This is a genomic window from Amycolatopsis sp. lyj-108 (genome assembly GCF_046549005.1).
In the GTDB taxonomy this organism is placed as follows: Bacteria; Actinomycetota; Actinomycetes; order Mycobacteriales; family Pseudonocardiaceae; genus Amycolatopsis.
Genome location: NZ_JAJPWQ010000010.1, coordinates 205,794 through 222,005 on the forward strand (window position 1 = coordinate 205,794; position 16,212 = coordinate 222,005).

Consider the following 16,212-nt stretch of genomic DNA (forward strand, 5'->3'; position numbering starts at 1 on the left):
GGCTCAACGCGCGTGCCGCGAAACCTCTCGCGTTCGCCACCATCGTGCTTGTCCTACTGCTAGGGAACGCCGCGCCCGCCACTGCTCAAGTCGTGCCATTGCCGCCGAACGAACCGCGGCCGTGCCAGCCGTACCCGCTCTGCCTCGTCGTTCCCGATCCCCGCGCTCCGCAGCCGACTCCGCCGACGATGGACCATCCCGATCCGGAGGCGCCGACCCTGCCCTTGCAGGACGATCCCGGACACGCCGCGCACCTCAAGGGCATGTTCACCATCGACGACGGATATGGCCGGGACCTGCGCAACTACGACCTCTTCGCGAATCTCCCGTGGCTGGTCAGCAACCCCATGCCGACGATCTGGCTCTGGCTGGCGAACATGGGCTTCGCCGTCGGAAAGTATGCGCTCGGCTTCTCCGTCTGGTTCACCGAATGGTCCATGACCGCCGGCGTCGTCGACTGGATCAAGGCGCCTGCGCAGGACCTCGAGAAGATCTGGCAGACCGCCGTCATCGGGGGTTTGAAGCTTCGCGAGCTGGCCTTGCTCATCGCGACCGGCTACCTCGGGCTGCTGTTCATGCGCGGTCTCACTACCCGAGCCTGGCGCGAAACCGTGTCCACGATCGCCATCAACGTTCTCGCCATCGCGATCATCACGCACCCCGTTGACTTCCTCGTCGGTGACGGGGGAGTGCTCAGCCTCAGCCGGGATCTCGGCGCCGACGTCAGCGCCGTGATCATGGGCGAGCGCCCCGGAGGCACCGGCAACCCCGCTGCGCCGATCGGACAAGCACTCATCGACAACTTGCTCATCGCGCCGTGGGAGACCCTTAACTACGGGACGCCAGTCTCAGGCAAACAGGGCACTGGCGTCTGTCAGTACTCGATCAAACAGATCCTCGACCAGGGCCCCTGGTCCGGCAAGGACAACACACCGGCCCGCGAACTGGCCGGGTGCCCTGGCGAGTTCGGCAAGTACAACGAGGTCGCCGACGGCGACCGCATGCTCGGTGCCTGGTTGTACGCCATCGCGATGATCCTGTTCGCGATCCTCACCATTTGCCTCAATGCGATCCAGATCCTTGCCCCGTACTTCCTACTCTTCGAAGGTCTCCTGCTCAGTCTGGCCCTGATCGCGGCCCTGATCCCGACACTTCAGCATCAGTTGGCCTACCGCATCAGCTCGATCACCGGGACCATCGCCAAGCTGCTGATGGGCATGTTCTTCATCGCCGTCATGACCGTTCTCCTTCGGTCGCTTATGCTCGCCGACCTCGGCCCGCAACTGGTCAAGTTCGCCGTCATCGACATCGTCGTCTTCTCCGGCTTCCTGTTCCGCAAAAGGCTCATGGCGAACATTCAGCGGATCCGATCCAGCGTCAACAGCGGTGTTCAGCGTCTCGGCAGGCCACGGAGCGGCCCGAAATCCATGCCCTCGCCCGTCGTCGAGTCTGGACCGCACCGGATCAGCCGCACGATCAAGACCGGCGCCGACGCTTTCACCGAAGCCGTTGCTCCGGCGAATGACCTGAAGAACCGGCTGGTGACCGCGGGCAAAGTGGGCGGGAAGGTCGGCAGCAAGGCCGTCTCCTTCACTCTGGGCGCCCCGGTGTCCTGGCCCGCCGCCGCGAACCGCGCGCACACGGCCCTCACCGCACGGGGCACCGCCGCGAAGGCCGCGCTTGGGCGCAAGGCGGGCGCGGTGAAGGCATACGCCTCTACCTACGCCGGAAACATCGGCGCCGCCACCAGCCCACTGGTGAATGTCGCGACCACCGCGGCGTCGGTTCTCGGCACCCGCCGTTCATCCGGTGAGTCGCCAGCCGAGCCTCAGCCTCCCGCCAGGATTGCGGCCACTCCTGAGTTCACCGGCACCGACCTCGCAGCTACCGCTCCCGTCGGCACAGGACTGAGAAGGCCACGCAGCCAGAGCCCGGATCCGACACCGCTGCCGCCTGGGATGTTGCCGATCACGCCGACGTGGTCGCAACGCTTGCGTACCCGGCTGAACGAGCACCGGTCATGAACCCGCTGCTCGTCCTCCAAGCCGCCGAGCACGTCCGCAGCGAGGTCCGCGAACATCCGAAACGATGGGGCTGCCTCGCTCTCTTTCTCCTGTTCGGGCCTGCCATCGCCTGCGTGCTCGTCGCCGTGCTGATCATCGTCGTCATCGCCGGGGGAGCAGGCGGATCAAGCTCGACGCCAGGACAAGTGCCCGGCATCCCGGACGTCATGCTCACCGCCTACCAGCAGGCGGCCCAGCGCATCGGCGGCATCAGGCCCGCCTGCGTCGGGATGCGCTGGGCGATCCTCGCAGGCATCGCGGAAGCCGAATCCCGTCACGCGTCCGGCCGGACGATCGCACCCAACGGGGACATCAGCCCACCGATCCTCGGCCCGGCTCTCGACGGCAGCGGCGTTGGAGGCAACCGCACTCCCATCCGAAATCTCGACGGAACCTTCGCCCGCGCCGTCGGCCCGTTCCAGTTCCTCACGACCACCTGGGCCGGCGTCGAACAAGACGGCAACGACGACGGCGTCCGCAACCCGCACAACGCCTTCGACGCCGCTCTCGGCGCTGCGGTCTATCTCTGCGGGACCGGCCCCCGCGACCTGAAAGACCAAGGGCAGCTTCGTGCTGCGCTCCTCCGGTACAACGCCAGCCAGACCTACGTCGCGCAGGTCACCGCCAACATCAAGCGCTATGACGCGGTTGAACTCCAACCCGCCGTCGACGCCTCCGGAGCAGCGAAAATCGTCATTGACGCCGCCATGTCGCAGCTCGGCGTGCCGTACGCCTGGGGCGGTGGCACGGCCGCCGGGCCGAGCCGCGGGATCCGGGACGGTGGCGTCGCTGACCGGCATGGCGACTACAACAAGACCGGCTTCGACTGCAGCGGCCTCGTCTTGTACGCGTATGCCAAGGTCGGTATCGCCTTGTCGCACAACAGCAGGGCACAGTTCGCGTTAGGGACACGTGTGCCGAAAGAAGCGGGGCTCGGTGCTCTGCGGCCAGGTGACCTCGTGTTCTACAGTCCTGGCCTCATCCACCACGTCGGTATCTACCTCGGCGACAACAAGATGATCAACGCACCGTACTCCGGTGCCGAGGTCCGTCTCGATTCCATAGCCTTGGGTGAGTTCGCTGGCGGAACACGTCTACTGCAGTAGACGACGAGTGTGCGGAGATGACCGTGAGCCCGCACTTACGAGCTGAACCCCCCGCCAGTCTGACGGTGCGCTGGGTCGTCCTGACGCGTTCCGTCGCGAGGAGTTTCGTGTGCCCGGTCGAATCGAGCGCCGGACGGCAGCTTGCCGAAAAGGGTGGGCTCAAAGAGATTGGCCCGCCGAGGAGATCCGGGTGGCAACCCAGGTCCTCCTCGTACGGGCCTACCGATCGTCCAGACATCACTCAGAACAAGATCGGGCTTGCCGTCCTCCGCGCGAAGGCGTCGTTCGGCTACATCACTGTCGGAGAACCTCGCGCGACTGGATAGGGCGTGGGACAGATATGGGACAGGCTGGACCTGTGGTTTGGCAGATTTCGTGCAGGTCGCTCCCCCCTTTAAGGGGGTAAAGCGATGTGACGAGGTTCATGCTGCGGGCCTCAATTGGGACAGCACACGGCCTCCGGTCCAGAGCTGCGTCGGGCACACTCAAGTCTTCGGCGTGAGTCTCCAGGTTCATCGCGGTAGTGGCAACTACCGAATCTGAGGCCTTAAGCCGAAACGTTCAAACGTCCAGACATCACAACAAGAAAGATCAAGGGCGAATCATGTTCACGAACCCGCCGGCCGCGGTCTCTCCGCCGCCGTGCACCTGCAAGGTCCTCCCACAGGGCTTCCACCTGGCTGTGTCCTCGGGGACCACCATCATCGTGATGTTGCTCGGCGTCATCCTGTTCCTGCTTGGTCACTCGGTCGAGCAGATTCTCCAGCTAGTCGGCGGCCTCGGCCTCGTGGCCGCCGGGATCGCCTGGAGCGTGACCACCGGCCGACGGCCCGTGCCAGTGCCTCCCGTGTGGGGGGCGGCGTGACGACCATCAGCTCCTCGGACGAGCAGGCGTTCCAGCGTCGCGCTGACGAGCTCGAGCGCGCGGTCAGGGATTTTCGGAGCGGCTTGATCCAGATGTGGCGCGAGGCCGGGGATCCGAGGCCCTACGAGATGGCGGTGAAGACCGATATCCCGGAGAGCGTCTTCGGGCTCTTCCTGCAGGACCAGGCGATGCCGACGCGACGCGAGGTCGAGGCCTTCCTCGCCGCCCTCGATGTCTCAGTGCTCGATCGAGTGCGCTGGCTGACGCGATTCGACCAGCTGGAAGATCGCTACTACGGGCTCGCAGAGGACCGGGCCTCTGGTCGGCAACCCCAGCTGCCCAAGGCCGGCGACGACCTGGAGGATCTCATCGGCAAGCAGCTGAAGATCTCTAGCCCGCTATCCACGGCGCTGAAAGCCGAGACACCAGGCGAGATCCAGGCCGCCTTGCGGGCGCTACGGGCTGAAGCGAAGTTGAGCCTCAACGGCCTGGTCGCCGCCACACCCATTAAGAACCGGCTGAGCCGCAGCACTCTGCAGCGCATCGAGGCGGGCGATCGCCCGCCCACCCGCGACCAGGTGATGGCCTTCGTCAAGGGCTGCGGGCAAAAGGCGGAACAGCTGCGCCTTTGGGAGCACGCTGTGCTGACGGTAGGGAAGCCGAAGGAGGCCCTGACCGCGCGCGTCGAGGTCAGCGCGCACCCCGTCCGGTACCCGTTCGGCAAGTCCGAAGGCGAGGTGGTCGATGAGGTCCGAATCCAGGTCACGCCTACGGTGAGGACCGCGCTGAAGACCCTCGCTACGGCCGGCCCGGGGGCCGTCGTGCTCGGCGCCGTAGTGGTGCTGTCGTCCAAGTCGCAGTCGCGGGTGAAAACGTGGATCGCCTCGCTGGTGCTCGGGATCGTCGGCGGCTGGGCGGCCATGAAGCTGAGCAAGAAGATCGACACCTTGCCCGATGAGGTGCTCGACACCGCACTACCCATCATGGAGGTCATCTCATCGTTTCCGATGCTCCCTCCTCCAGCGGGCGTTCTTGCAAAACTCGCCCTTGCAGGGATTAGCGCGCGGCGCGACAAGCGCGACCAGGATTGACCTCGGGTGCCAGGCCGGCGTACCCCGGTCTGGCACCCGACCCGCCATTACCTTCGGTGGCGTGAGGCTGGGGCTAGATTTCTATGCTGAGGCAGGTCTTGTTCCAGGTCCAGTAGATGGCTGTCGTGGACGTGATTGTGGTCGGTGTGACCGACCTATCTGATTGTCCAGTCGCGGTGATCCTCGCGTGGCCGGACGAGTTCGGGGACCTGCACGTGATCGGGCTGCTCGCCAGCCTCCTACTGCGCTGCAGGTCCGATCGACGAACAGGAGATGCTGGGCGGCGAGCAACCGAACGTGTATCGGCGGGAGTATTCGGTCAAAGCCGGACCGAACACCGGCCGTGATGAATCGCGTTTCGTTAGGACTTGCATCGAAGGGCCGGGCGTCGACGCATGTCTGAGCCATGATGCTGTGCAATGGCTTTGCGTTCGACCTGGCGATCCACCCCGCGTATGTCTGGTCGGCTATTTCGTCTGTAGCCGCTGGTCGGACCCTGGGAGCAAGCCCAGTCGGGAATGCCGACTTGTTCCCCCATGGCCGTCAGGCCATCCAGGGAACCAGCGCGCCGAAGGCGCTCGATATCCACCACGTGCTCGCCGAGCCCGCGCTGTGGTGGGTGACCACGGCGGTGGTCGCGATCTTGATCGCGGTCTTCGTCCTCCACCGACACTTACGTTCCCACCACCTCCGCTCCAGAGTCAGTTACGACCTCCTTCCGACCGCCACGTTCGACCCGTCGCTCCAAGGCGTGCTGGCGTTCGCGCACCAGCTCGGCCGGGTGCGCCCGGTGCACGGCTGGGTGCCGAAGTCCGCGGTCGGCGTCCGGGTGCGGTTCAGCACCGACGAGGCGCTCGGGAAGCTGACCATGAGCGTCGAAGGTCGAGAGTCGATCACCGGTGTGATCAACAAGCTGACCTACCCCGAAGTCGAAATTCGCCGCAACGTGGACGATCGAGGAGATACCTCCCGACACAGCGGACGAGGGCGAAATGACCTCCGTGTGGACGGGGGAGCGCGATGAACTTCTTGCGTGGCCTCCGAGCACGCCAGAACGGGGAGACTCCTCCTTCCGCTGAAGGAGCGCAGGTGCATGTGGCACGCGCCGAGCTGGTCCTCGCGCGACCGGCCAACCTCGCGCTCAAGGCGCTGCCGCTCCGTCCGGATGACCCGCTGCAGGCTCTGGCGAACGCGCTCGGTGACGTCCGGCCAGACCTCGGTGAGACGGTCGACGTCTGCCTCGACCTGATTCCGCTGACACCCGCGAGGATCCGCCATCTCGCTCGCCAGACAGCCAAGCCGGACGGGACGGTAGGTCGGGCGCTCGTTGAGGCCGCAGGCGAGATCGTCGGCGAGTTCGTGCCGACGGCGCGGGGAGCCGGCCGGTCTGTGTCGCGACAGCAAGCGCCGGTACCGAACAAGTTCGCCACGGACGAGCCGGTCTTCGCGGTCCAGTTGCTGATCCGTTGTCGTTCGGAGACCCCCGGCCGCGCCGAGGCACATCTGCGCAGCGTGATCGGCGCCTTCGACGTCTACCGCGGCGACAACTACTGGCGAGCTCGAGGGCCGCGTGTGCTGGGTTGGCATTTCGGCGCGGACACGATCCTCATCCGCAGGTTCTTCGACCGGCGCTTCGACACCGGCTTGGCCAAGCCGCGCAGCCGGTCCTACGTGACGGCCAGCGAGATTGCGGCGCTGTTGAAGCCGCCATCCGGGCGTTGCCTGTCGCCGGTGATCACCCGCAGCCGGGGCTGGGTCATGCCAGCTCCCAGGGAGATCCCGCGGTACAAGCCCGGCGCGGGGCTCGTCCGGCTCGGCTACGTCACGGACCTCAACGGCGAGGACCGGCTCGTCGGGGTCCCGATTCGCGAGCTGCTGTTCTCGGCGCGGTTCGGGAAGGCCGGCTTCGGCAAGACCGAGGAAGCGCTCGCGCAGGCGATCGAGATCGCCCGGCTCGGCGGCGGGGTCTGGTTCCTGGATCCGCACGCTGACGGTTGGAAACGCGCGAAACCGTACCTCTCGGATCCTGAGCTACGGAATCGGCTGTGGGAGGTCAACCTCGATGTCCGCGGAAGGGATAAGCGGCTGCCCGGCTGGAACCCGCTTAGCATGCAGGGCTTTTCCGAGGAGGACATCGAGGACCGCGTCGACGCCGTCGTCACCTCGTTCGCCACGGCGCTGGGATGGGGAGACTCTGCGCCGAGGGCGAAGTCGATTCTGACCAAGGCATGCGAGGCGCTCTGCTATCTCGCGATGCGGCTGCCCGCCGAGTGCGCGCCGACGATCTTCCAGATCCCGACGCTCCTCGACGACGACGCCTGGCGTGACGAGGTCTTGCGCGTTCTGAAGCCGAGCATCCGTCGCTACTGGACGGACTCGTTCACGAAGCTCGCACCGGACGCGACCACGGTCGTCACGAACATCATCAACCGCCTGCGCACCAGTCCGACGTTGTCCGCCTTCCTCGGCTCGTCGGTCACGACGTACAACGTCCGCCGGGCCATGGATGCCGGGAAGATCGTCTTCGTCTGCACCACCGGCACCGGCGAGACGAACAAGCTGATCACCTCGTTCATGATCTACGACCTGTTCCGCGCCGGCCGCTCGCGCGCGGACACCCCGGTCGATCAGCGCCGCAGGTGCGACGCCTTCGTCGACGAGCTCGCCGCTGTCGACGGAGCGTCGCGCGGATACCTCGCCGCGATCCTGGAACAGCTGCGGAAGTACCGCGTCGCGCTGCACGCGATGAACCAGATGCCCGACCGGCTCGCGCCGGAGACCCGCAGGGCGCTGCTGCAGAACCAGTCGCTCCTGATGACCAGCGCCGCGGCGATCGACGGCGCCCGGACGGTGGCCCGCGAGTACGGAGGCCTCGTCCAGCCCGCGACGATCACCGAACTCGAGCAGTTCCACCACGTCGTCACCGTGACGCTCGGCGGCCAGCGCACCACGCCGTTCAAGATCCGCGGCCTCCACGTGGACGACGAATTCGCGGACCACTTCCACCCCGAGTGGAACGACGATGTCGACCGATGCCTCGACCGGAACCTGACCCGCAGGCCGATCGGCGAGGTCCTCGACGAACTCGAGGACCTCGATGACCGCATCCTCGATGCCTTGCGCGGCAATCAGCCGGCCCCTCGCTCGCGGCGCGGGCGGCCGCCATCCCGCGGGAGCGGCGCAGGCATCGAGCTGCCGGTACCCGAGTCGACGGTGGAGTGATCGATGCAGCGACTCGATCCGTTCAAGCGCGAGGCTCTCGTAGCTCTCTACTGGCATCGCATGGTGTCTACGGAGCAAGTACGGCGGTTGATCGCGCCGACGATGCCGATTCGCACCGTGCAGCACAAACTCCTTGCCCTGCAAGCAAACGGTCTTGCCGACGGTTTGCACCGGCACCACGCTCCCAGGACCTGGTACGTCACCGAAAGCGGCGCGGAACTGGTCGAGGCGTCCGGGCGAGTGGATGCCCGCCCGTACCGGATCCCGCGGGCGGCCGCGGTGGAGCTGCTGCAGGATCATGCGCTCGACGTCGTCGAAACCGGGCTCGCCTTCACGACGGCGGCCCGCCGGCGTGGGGACGAATGCGGGCCACTGTCGTGGACGCCGGAGGTCGCACACCGGTTTCGAGACGGCCGTGGACGGCACCAGGGCGTCGTCATCGCGGACGCGGTCCTCGACTACGTCGTCGATGAAGACGGACGGCGGTCACAGCGCACGTTCTTCATCGAGCTGGACCGCGCGACCATGCCGGTCGCCCGGCTTGCGCAGAAGATCCGCTCCTACGTCCAGTATCACGACTACATCCCCGGCAAGCCGAACTCGGCTAGGCGTCCCGCATGGCGGAGCCGGTACGCGCGCTTCCCGCGGCTTCTCATCGTCCTGTCCGGCGCTGCTGAGCACGTTCTCGAGCGTCGCCTCACGGACCTGCGGGTCTACGCACAGGCGATGCACGGCTTGGCGCTCGCCGGCGATCGCGTGTGCGCGCTGGGCACCACCTTGCGGAGGCTCCGAGACCCTGGACCGACAGCGGACATCGCGCTGCCGCTGCTCGCCGAGAGCAGCGCGCCGGTACCCGTTTTCGCTTGGCCGAAGGCCGGTGGATCGTGATGGAAGCACCGGCGCCGGTCGACCTCGTCGAGCAGCTTGGGTTTTCGTCCCGGTTGCGCCAGCGACGGTTCACCTTGCTTCCGCTGCGAGGCGAAGGAACTCCGTTCACGGACTCGCAGGGACGAGCGCCCGGCGACAGCACCGCGCCAGAGGAACTCGCTGACCTGATCTCTTCCATCGCGACCGTCGGCGTCCTTCAACCGGTTCTCGTCGAGGAGATAGACGTCGCCGACAAGGCGCCCGCCATGAGGCTGACGGCGGGGGAGCGGCGCCTGAGGGCTTGCCGGTGGGGTGCGGTCCACAAGCCGGACAACCCGCACTTCACCGCACTCCCGGCGGTCGTGTGCCCCGGACCGCTGTCCGATGAGGAACGCCGGATCTGGCAGCTGGTCGAGAACCTCGCTCGCGAGAACCTGCGCCCCGGCGAGCTGGCGGCCGCGCTCGTCCTCGATCGCTGCGCGGTGCTGCTAGGCAAGCTGATCGCGCGCGGTTACAAGGTTCCCGCCGATGTCTACGCCATCGATGATCCGATCGCCCGGTTCTCCGCCATGGAGCGGATCCGCGGCGCCGACAAGAAATGCGCGGCGCCGTGGTCTCTGGTCCTGTCCCGCCTCGGCCTGCAGCTGACCCCACGGAAGGCGCGCGAGCTAGTGCGCGCGTTCGCCGAGATGCCTCGCGAGATCGCCGAAGAGATGGATGAGGCCAAGATCAGCCTCAACACCCGCATCCGGTTCATCGAGCTCAACCGCGGGCGAGCGCAGGCCGCGCAGGACATCTGGGCGGCGGTGAAGAAGACCAACCGGACCCGGTTGTTGAGCTCGGCTTTGACCGCTGCGGCCGACCCGACGATTACTCCTGACGAAGCGTTAGCCGAAGCCGAGCAACTGCATGAACAAGCGGACAGTGCACGAGCCGACAAGCTCCGCGCCGCCGACTCCCCAGTGGCTGCTGACCCCGTGCCGTTCGTGGAGCAACGACTTGTCGACAACGCCCTCACCAGCCTTCGTCTCCTGACTGCGGCATTGGCTCGCGGTGCCCGTCTCACCGCGCACGATCTGGCGTCGCTCCGCCTTCTGACCGATCAGCTCAACGGAACGGAGTGAGCCCCTTGTCCGTCTTCCTCGGCCTGCCCACCGACGCCGCGCCGGCCGCACGGTGCGACTGCAGGCGCTGCCCCTGGTACGCGGGCACCGACGCCGAGCCAGGTGCGGTGATCGCGCCGGTGTGCTCGGGATGCAACTCGGACTGCAGCTACTGCGGCTGTGCACGCGCAGAGACCGCGCAGACGGGAACCGCGTGCTCGAGCTGTCCGATCCGATGCGGTTCCCGAACCGACATCCAGGCATGGATGGCCGATGTCGGGGAGACCCTCGAATTCGATGACGTCGTCCTCCGCGGCCGCTTGCCCGAAGGCTTGCCCTCCTTCATCCCGCAGGTCGACGGATCCGGCGCTGGCGACCTCGATGCCGCGTTGGGCTGGCCTGCCTATGCCGTCGGTCTTCGTCGCGTGTTTTCTCCGCAGACGCACGCCATCTATCCGCGGTGGGATCAAGCAGCGACGGCCGCAGAAGCGTTAGGTCTTCCGGCGACGACGTTGACCGTCCTCTCGGGGTACGGAGAGGACCCGCTGGTTGAAGCGTTCTGGACGGCACGGCACCGTGACCGGCTGCTCGACCGGCTGGCGATGCTCAAGTTCGATCTCGTCCTGGCCCCCAACTATTCGATCTACGGCAACTGGCCGCGCGCCGAACATCTGATCAACATGCGCAGGTCGTTGCTGCTCGCGGAGGAGTTCGTCCGGGCCGGTATGTCGGCCGTCCCGAACCTCTATTGGTTCCGGCTCGAGGATCTCCAGCGGTACGCCGTGTGGATCGCCGACACCGCACCGCCCGCCATCGCGATCAACCTCCAGACCGTTCGCGAGAACAAGAACTGGGAAGCTTGGGCGTTGCCCGGTCTCAGCTGGCTTGCGGAGAACATCCCGGACGGTCTCCCGGTCATCATCACCGGTCTGTCCCGCCAAGACCGCATCGCCACCGCCGTCGAGCTGTTCGACACCAGGCTGATTCTCGTCAGCCAGAACCCGGCACAGTACGCGCTCCATGGAGCCGTGATGACCCCGGAAGGGCGCAAGGACCTGCACGCCCGTATCCCGGATGCCTTCGCCAGCTCGGTGCGGTACCTGGCTTCGCTCTTGCCCGAAGGAGGTAACTGATGCAGCGGGCACTCTGGATTCTGCTCGGCTGGTCGCCCGACTACGGGGCTGCCACGACCGTCGTCGCCGTGCTCGGTATCGATCAGGGAGACGACGGTCGGATCGACCGGCACATCGAATGGGTCCCGCGGGAGTATCAACGCTGCCTCACCTGGCGCGAACGCATCGCTTCGACCCCGGTGGGTGACCTTCCCGCCCACCTGGAGATCTGGGAGAACTCGCTCACCGCGCCCGCCGCACGCGTCGACCTCATCCCCTCGGCGCTCGAGCTCGCTGCCGCTGTTCAGTACCAGCTCGACGACCTGCTCGGTAGCGCCGGCTGATCGAGTCTCCATGGGAACGAATTCCAAAACCAAGCACGCGGCCTACGCTGTCGGCCCTTCGGCTTCGGAAGGGGCGCCACCCGAAGACGGTCCGAAGTGGACTGATGTTGAGATCGCCCTGTCGGTCGTCGAAGGCTTTGCTCTCAACGGAGTTGATCCCGAGAATCCCTTCGAGCCAACGACGCTCGACCTGCCCGATGACATCGAAGAACGGTACGCGATGTTCGTGGAGGCAGTCCACGAGGCTCAAGCGGAGATCGCGAAACTCAGCGGCGATCCGACCGAGTTCGAGGACGCCCTGCACACCCAGTGCGAGCTGTTCCTGAACGGCATGACCCAGGACGAGCTCAGGGAACTCGCTGCGGCACACGGCTTCAAGTACCCAGGGCTGGTGGGGTTGTCCGAGACCAACGGAAACCCGCTGGTGCACTGGCTCGATCCGTCCTATCCGGACGATGCAGGCACGAAGCAGATGATCCAGAGCGTCGCTATCAACAGGTTCGCGGCTTTGTGCTCCGGTGAAACCGTCGGTGGCAAGACCCTCGATCAGTGGCAACAGTTAGACGCGAGTCTGGTCTCGACGCCGAGCCACAGCGTGCCTCCGGGCTTCACGTCCTGGACGCCGACCGCTGCCGAAGTGCAGGCAGTACAGGAAACGATCAACTCCGCTGCTGGTGCCGTCGAGACAGCCAAGGCCAACGGTTCGTGGGCTGATCCCGACCTCGTCTCGACTCTCATCGCCGCGGAAAACAAGCTTGCGACCGCCCACAACCCGGCGCTGGACGACTTGGAGGCGATACGTTCCGCGGCGAAGCATCAAGTCGACCAGGCGTTCACGGACATCGGTCCACATGAACTCTCCGCCGCGATACAAGCCGCGAAGGACGACGATCAGATCGCGCCTTTCCAGGCCAAGGTGCTCAATGCCCACCAGACTCTGAAGCTGCTGCGTGCGTCGACCGAGAAGCAGGAACGGCTCGACCTCGAGCACCTCGCCGTCGAGCGCGCAGCAACGAAAGTGACGTTCGAAGCCAACATCGCCGAGCTGCAGAAGGCACTTGCGCCCGGTGGTCTACCGAGCCTCGCCGAGCCAGGCGGCATCGCGGTGATGACCAAGTTCCTGGACCACTCGCACCAGGCGGGCGTCACCTACATGGACATGGGCAGTTGGAAACCGGTCGAGCCGACACTCGCGCACAACGTGACCCTCCAAGTCGCACACACCGAAATCGCGCCGTGGGTAGATCAGCAAGAACTGAAGGACCTGCGAACCTTCGTCGTCGCCGCCGGTGTCCTCACAACCGATCAAGCTGCGGCTGCGACGAAGTCCTTCTGCAAGTCGTTGCTGGTCCATCAAGCCTATGGGTCCACCGCGGCAGTCGCGTCGCTGAAACACAGCTTGCAAGAGAAGGTCGCTCTCAAGAACACCGCGAAGTCATTGCCGCCCAAGACAGGGAAGTCCGCGAAGGCACCGATCTTGGCGGCACCGAGGAGCGCGTTCGGGCGCCAGCACGCCGAGATGCTCTCGGCGCTGAAGCAGACCAAAGCCGCCCTCGCGGCTTTGCCGAAATCGGTCGATCCCGCCGCTGTCGCGGCCTGGGACTTCGGAGGGGGCAAACCCGCACACCTCGGCGGGACACATCCGAAGACGCTGCATACTGGGCCAGACGGCAAAACCTGGCTCGCGAAGGGAGAAGCGACTCCACGAGGCGGCGCGGTCATCGCGGCCGAGGCCGCTACTTCGCGAGCACTTCAACGTGCAGGTCTGCCCGTGGTCCCCGTATTCGTCACCAAGATCAACGGAAAGCCGGCCTCCGTGCAGCCGATGCTGGTCGGCGCGACCGAGATGTCGAGCAACCCCTCCACTTGGTCACAGACCGACGTCGACGACATCGTCCGCCTGCACGTTGCGAGCTGGGCCTTGGGAAATCACGATCCGCACGCCGGCAACGTCCTCCGGACCGGAGAGGGTGGTCTCGTTCCGATCGACCACGGGCAGTCGTTCAAGTTCTACGGTCAGGACAAGCTGTCGATGTCGTTCCGGCCGAACAACACGACGGCCGTCTATCACCAGGCGTACGACGCCTTCAAGGCGGGCAAGCTCGCCAAAGGAGTCCGGGTCAACCTCGCGGCCGCGCACTCGGTGATCAAGCACCTTGAGTCGGTTCCAGACGCGGAGTGGCGCGGATTGCTGCGGTCGGCGGCTTACGCCGGAGCCGCGCAGAAGCAGATGAAGTGGGCACCGGCGATGCGTGCGAGGGCAGCCAAACACCACGGCATTGCCGAAACCTCGGTGACCACGAAACAGGTCGCTGAGGCATTCCTCGACTACGCGGTCGAGCGGAAGAAGAGCCTGCGCAAGGACTTCACCGAGTTCTTTCAAGGTGAGTTGAAGCTGGAGAACGCCGCGGCCCTTCAGCACGCAGGGAAGACCTGATGGGCACCAACGCCAAGACGGCTCACACGAGCTACTCGATCACGCCTTCGACCGCGGAAGCCGAACCGGAGCCTCTCGAAGCTGCGCTGCCCACGGAGGTACCGGCTCCTGCACCTGACGAGGAGGTCTCCGTTGATGCGCAGGCACCGGCCGAAATGGACAGCTCCGAGGAACCGAGCGCTCAGCCGCTGACGCCTATCCCAGATACGCCGGACGTCGGTAAGCCGTTCGGCGAGCCGATTCTGGTGGGCGGGACCGACCTGCACGCATCGAGTGCCACCCTGGTGAGTTACGCCAGCGCTGAAGGACCACGCACCGTTCTACACACACTGGTCAGCGAGGAGGCGGAAGAGAAGCTGCTCGACGCCATCAACGTCACCAAGGAGACAGCGCCTGTCCAGGTCGAGCAGGTCGTTCATGGCCGGCTTCCGGTCGACGAGCAGCACGAACTCGCGGACAAGATCATCGCGGCCGCGAAGAGCGTGAACCACCACCTCAAAGCGGGAGATCTCTCCGTCGGGAACCTCCCGTCGACAACGGAGCAGAAGATCAGTGACGCGAAGGCTGCGATGGCTGCCGTATCCAAGGATGTCGGTGACAGTCCGGGACCGGCGGACTCCGCGATGCTCGCGCACTACGCGGCGAAGCTGGCAGACGTCGAGGCAGCGGCCGCCGCAGCGAAGAACGTTGGGCACGTCAACCCGTACCTGCACGAAGGCGTCGCGACCGTCACCGTGACGATACCCGTGCTCGCGAGCGACACCGGTGACCACCGAGTCGCCGGGCTCCTTCGCGACGCGACCCGGATCAAGCCGACCCTGGACTCCGAGACCGGCCAGGCCAGCTGGAACGGCATGGCGCGGTGGGAAAAGGTCGCCGGCAAGGAGTACGTGATCAACCTCGGCGATGGATTTCAGGCCGTCTACCGGCCTTACAGCGTCAACTCGCCGGAGACGACAGAGTTCTCCTTGCGCGGCAGGCTCGAGATCATCGCGCCCGCCGGCGGGGGGCATGGCCCGGACGTGGTCAAACGGCTCGGGCAGCTCAACCTGGCCAACCGCCCCATGACCCATGCCGAAGGCGAATACGGCTATCTTGCCGCGAACGTCAAGGCACAGAACCTGGCAGGCAAGACCGAGGTGCAGGCCGCCATCGCAACCGGCGATCAGCTCGAGGAGATGACACGCCAAGAGCTGTTCCATGAGCGCGCTCACCTCGCTGTCGGCCTGGACGACGCTCAGCTCGCCCGGTTCGCCAAAGACATTCAGCTGGACGCGCACACGCAGGCGCTACCGACGAGGGTGAAGGTTCTGCGCGAGGCCGTCGCGAAGGCGACTGGGCACCAGACCGGCGAGGTACTCGCCGCCACCGCGGGCTACGACCCGGCTCCCCGACGGTCCGGCGGCTGGCTCACGTGGAACCGATTCGATGTCGGCAACTCGATGCCGAAGCTGACCACCGCGTTCAAGGGCAAGGCTCTGGTCCACGCCACGTCGGCGTCGGGGCTGAAGGCGATGCTGGCGAACGGTGTGCTCGCCTCCACTGAGCGCCGAACGTTGATGGGGGTGAGCCGCGGCGTCGGCATGAGCGAAGACCAGGACAAATTCACCGGGGGAGCGAGTTCCGTCTTCCTGCGCGTGCTAGGCACGCCACCGTCGCATGACGGCCCGAAGCTGGTGTGGGATCAACCTGAGCGGCTGATGCACCGCGCGGACTACTACGGCGCAAACGCGGACACCTATGGGGTCGTCAATCCCTCGAAGGCTGGCAAGTACGCGTCGTCCACGCGAGACCCATTCAAGATCGCCCAGTTCACGAATCCCGCCAACGAGGTCATGTTCGGTGACGGAATCGATCTGCTGGGTGCTGAAGGACCGTCGAGAATCCTCTGCGAGAGCAAGAAACAGCGCGACGAGATCCACGCCATGTTCACGGCCAAAGGCATCACGCACATCGCCGGCAAGCCGATCGACGACGTTCTGAAGGCATGAAGGAGAGATGA

Annotated in this window: 12 protein-coding genes; all 12 read left to right on the forward strand. The window is 65.8% G+C overall.

Annotation, left to right across the window (positions count from 1 at the left end):
* Positions 1–347: 347 nt before the first annotated feature.
* A complete protein-coding gene (locus ACLJO0_RS31645) occupies positions 348–2,024 on the forward strand; it encodes a hypothetical protein (RefSeq protein WP_410582484.1) in 1,677 nt (558 codons plus the stop codon).
* Positions 2,021–3,169: an NlpC/P60 family protein gene (locus tag ACLJO0_RS31650; RefSeq protein ID WP_410582485.1), complete on the forward strand. Its 1,149-nt coding sequence runs from the start codon at positions 2,021–2,023 to the stop codon at positions 3,167–3,169. The genes ACLJO0_RS31645 and ACLJO0_RS31650 overlap by 4 nt, the downstream gene beginning before the upstream one ends.
* 604 nt (positions 3,170–3,773) lie before the next feature.
* The gene (locus ACLJO0_RS31655) at positions 3,774–4,034 is read left to right on the forward strand and encodes a hypothetical protein (protein WP_410582487.1); all 261 of its coding nucleotides are present in this window, start codon (positions 3,774–3,776) and stop codon (positions 4,032–4,034) included.
* Complete coding sequence (locus ACLJO0_RS31660; RefSeq protein ID WP_410582488.1) at positions 4,031–5,125, forward strand: helix-turn-helix domain-containing protein; 1,095 nt, start codon at positions 4,031–4,033, stop codon at positions 5,123–5,125. Before ACLJO0_RS31655 ends, ACLJO0_RS31660 begins: the two co-directional genes overlap by 4 nt.
* 406 nt (positions 5,126–5,531) lie before the next feature.
* A complete protein-coding gene (locus tag ACLJO0_RS31665) occupies positions 5,532–6,149 on the forward strand; it encodes a hypothetical protein (RefSeq protein ID WP_410582489.1) in 618 nt (205 codons plus the stop codon).
* Between the two features lie 65 nt (positions 6,150–6,214).
* Complete coding sequence (locus ACLJO0_RS31670) at positions 6,215–8,347, forward strand: ATP-binding protein (protein WP_410582491.1); 2,133 nt, start codon at positions 6,215–6,217, stop codon at positions 8,345–8,347.
* A gap of 3 nt (positions 8,348–8,350) precedes the next feature.
* Positions 8,351–9,235, forward strand: a complete 885-nt coding sequence (locus tag ACLJO0_RS31675) for a replication-relaxation family protein (protein WP_410582493.1) — start codon at positions 8,351–8,353, stop codon at positions 9,233–9,235.
* Complete coding sequence (locus ACLJO0_RS31680) at positions 9,235–10,338, forward strand: ParB/RepB/Spo0J family partition protein (protein ID WP_410582494.1); 1,104 nt, start codon at positions 9,235–9,237, stop codon at positions 10,336–10,338. The genes ACLJO0_RS31675 and ACLJO0_RS31680 overlap by 1 nt, the downstream gene beginning before the upstream one ends.
* Before the next feature lie 245 nt (positions 10,339–10,583).
* Positions 10,584–11,450, forward strand: coding sequence for a hypothetical protein (locus ACLJO0_RS31685; protein WP_410582496.1), 867 nt, complete (start codon positions 10,584–10,586; stop codon positions 11,448–11,450).
* Positions 11,450–11,773 (forward strand): hypothetical protein, encoded by a 324-nt coding sequence (locus tag ACLJO0_RS31690; RefSeq protein WP_410582497.1) that lies wholly within the window; start codon positions 11,450–11,452, stop codon positions 11,771–11,773. Before ACLJO0_RS31685 ends, ACLJO0_RS31690 begins: the two co-directional genes overlap by 1 nt.
* Positions 11,774–11,783: 10 nt before the next feature.
* Positions 11,784–14,210 carry a hypothetical protein gene (locus ACLJO0_RS31695; protein WP_410582498.1) on the forward strand — a complete coding sequence of 809 codons (2,427 nt, stop codon included), beginning with the start codon at positions 11,784–11,786 and terminating at the stop codon, positions 14,208–14,210.
* A complete protein-coding gene (locus ACLJO0_RS31700) occupies positions 14,210–16,201 on the forward strand; it encodes a hypothetical protein (RefSeq protein ID WP_410582499.1) in 1,992 nt (663 codons plus the stop codon). The genes ACLJO0_RS31695 and ACLJO0_RS31700 overlap by 1 nt, the downstream gene beginning before the upstream one ends.
* Positions 16,202–16,212: the final 11 nt, after the last annotated feature.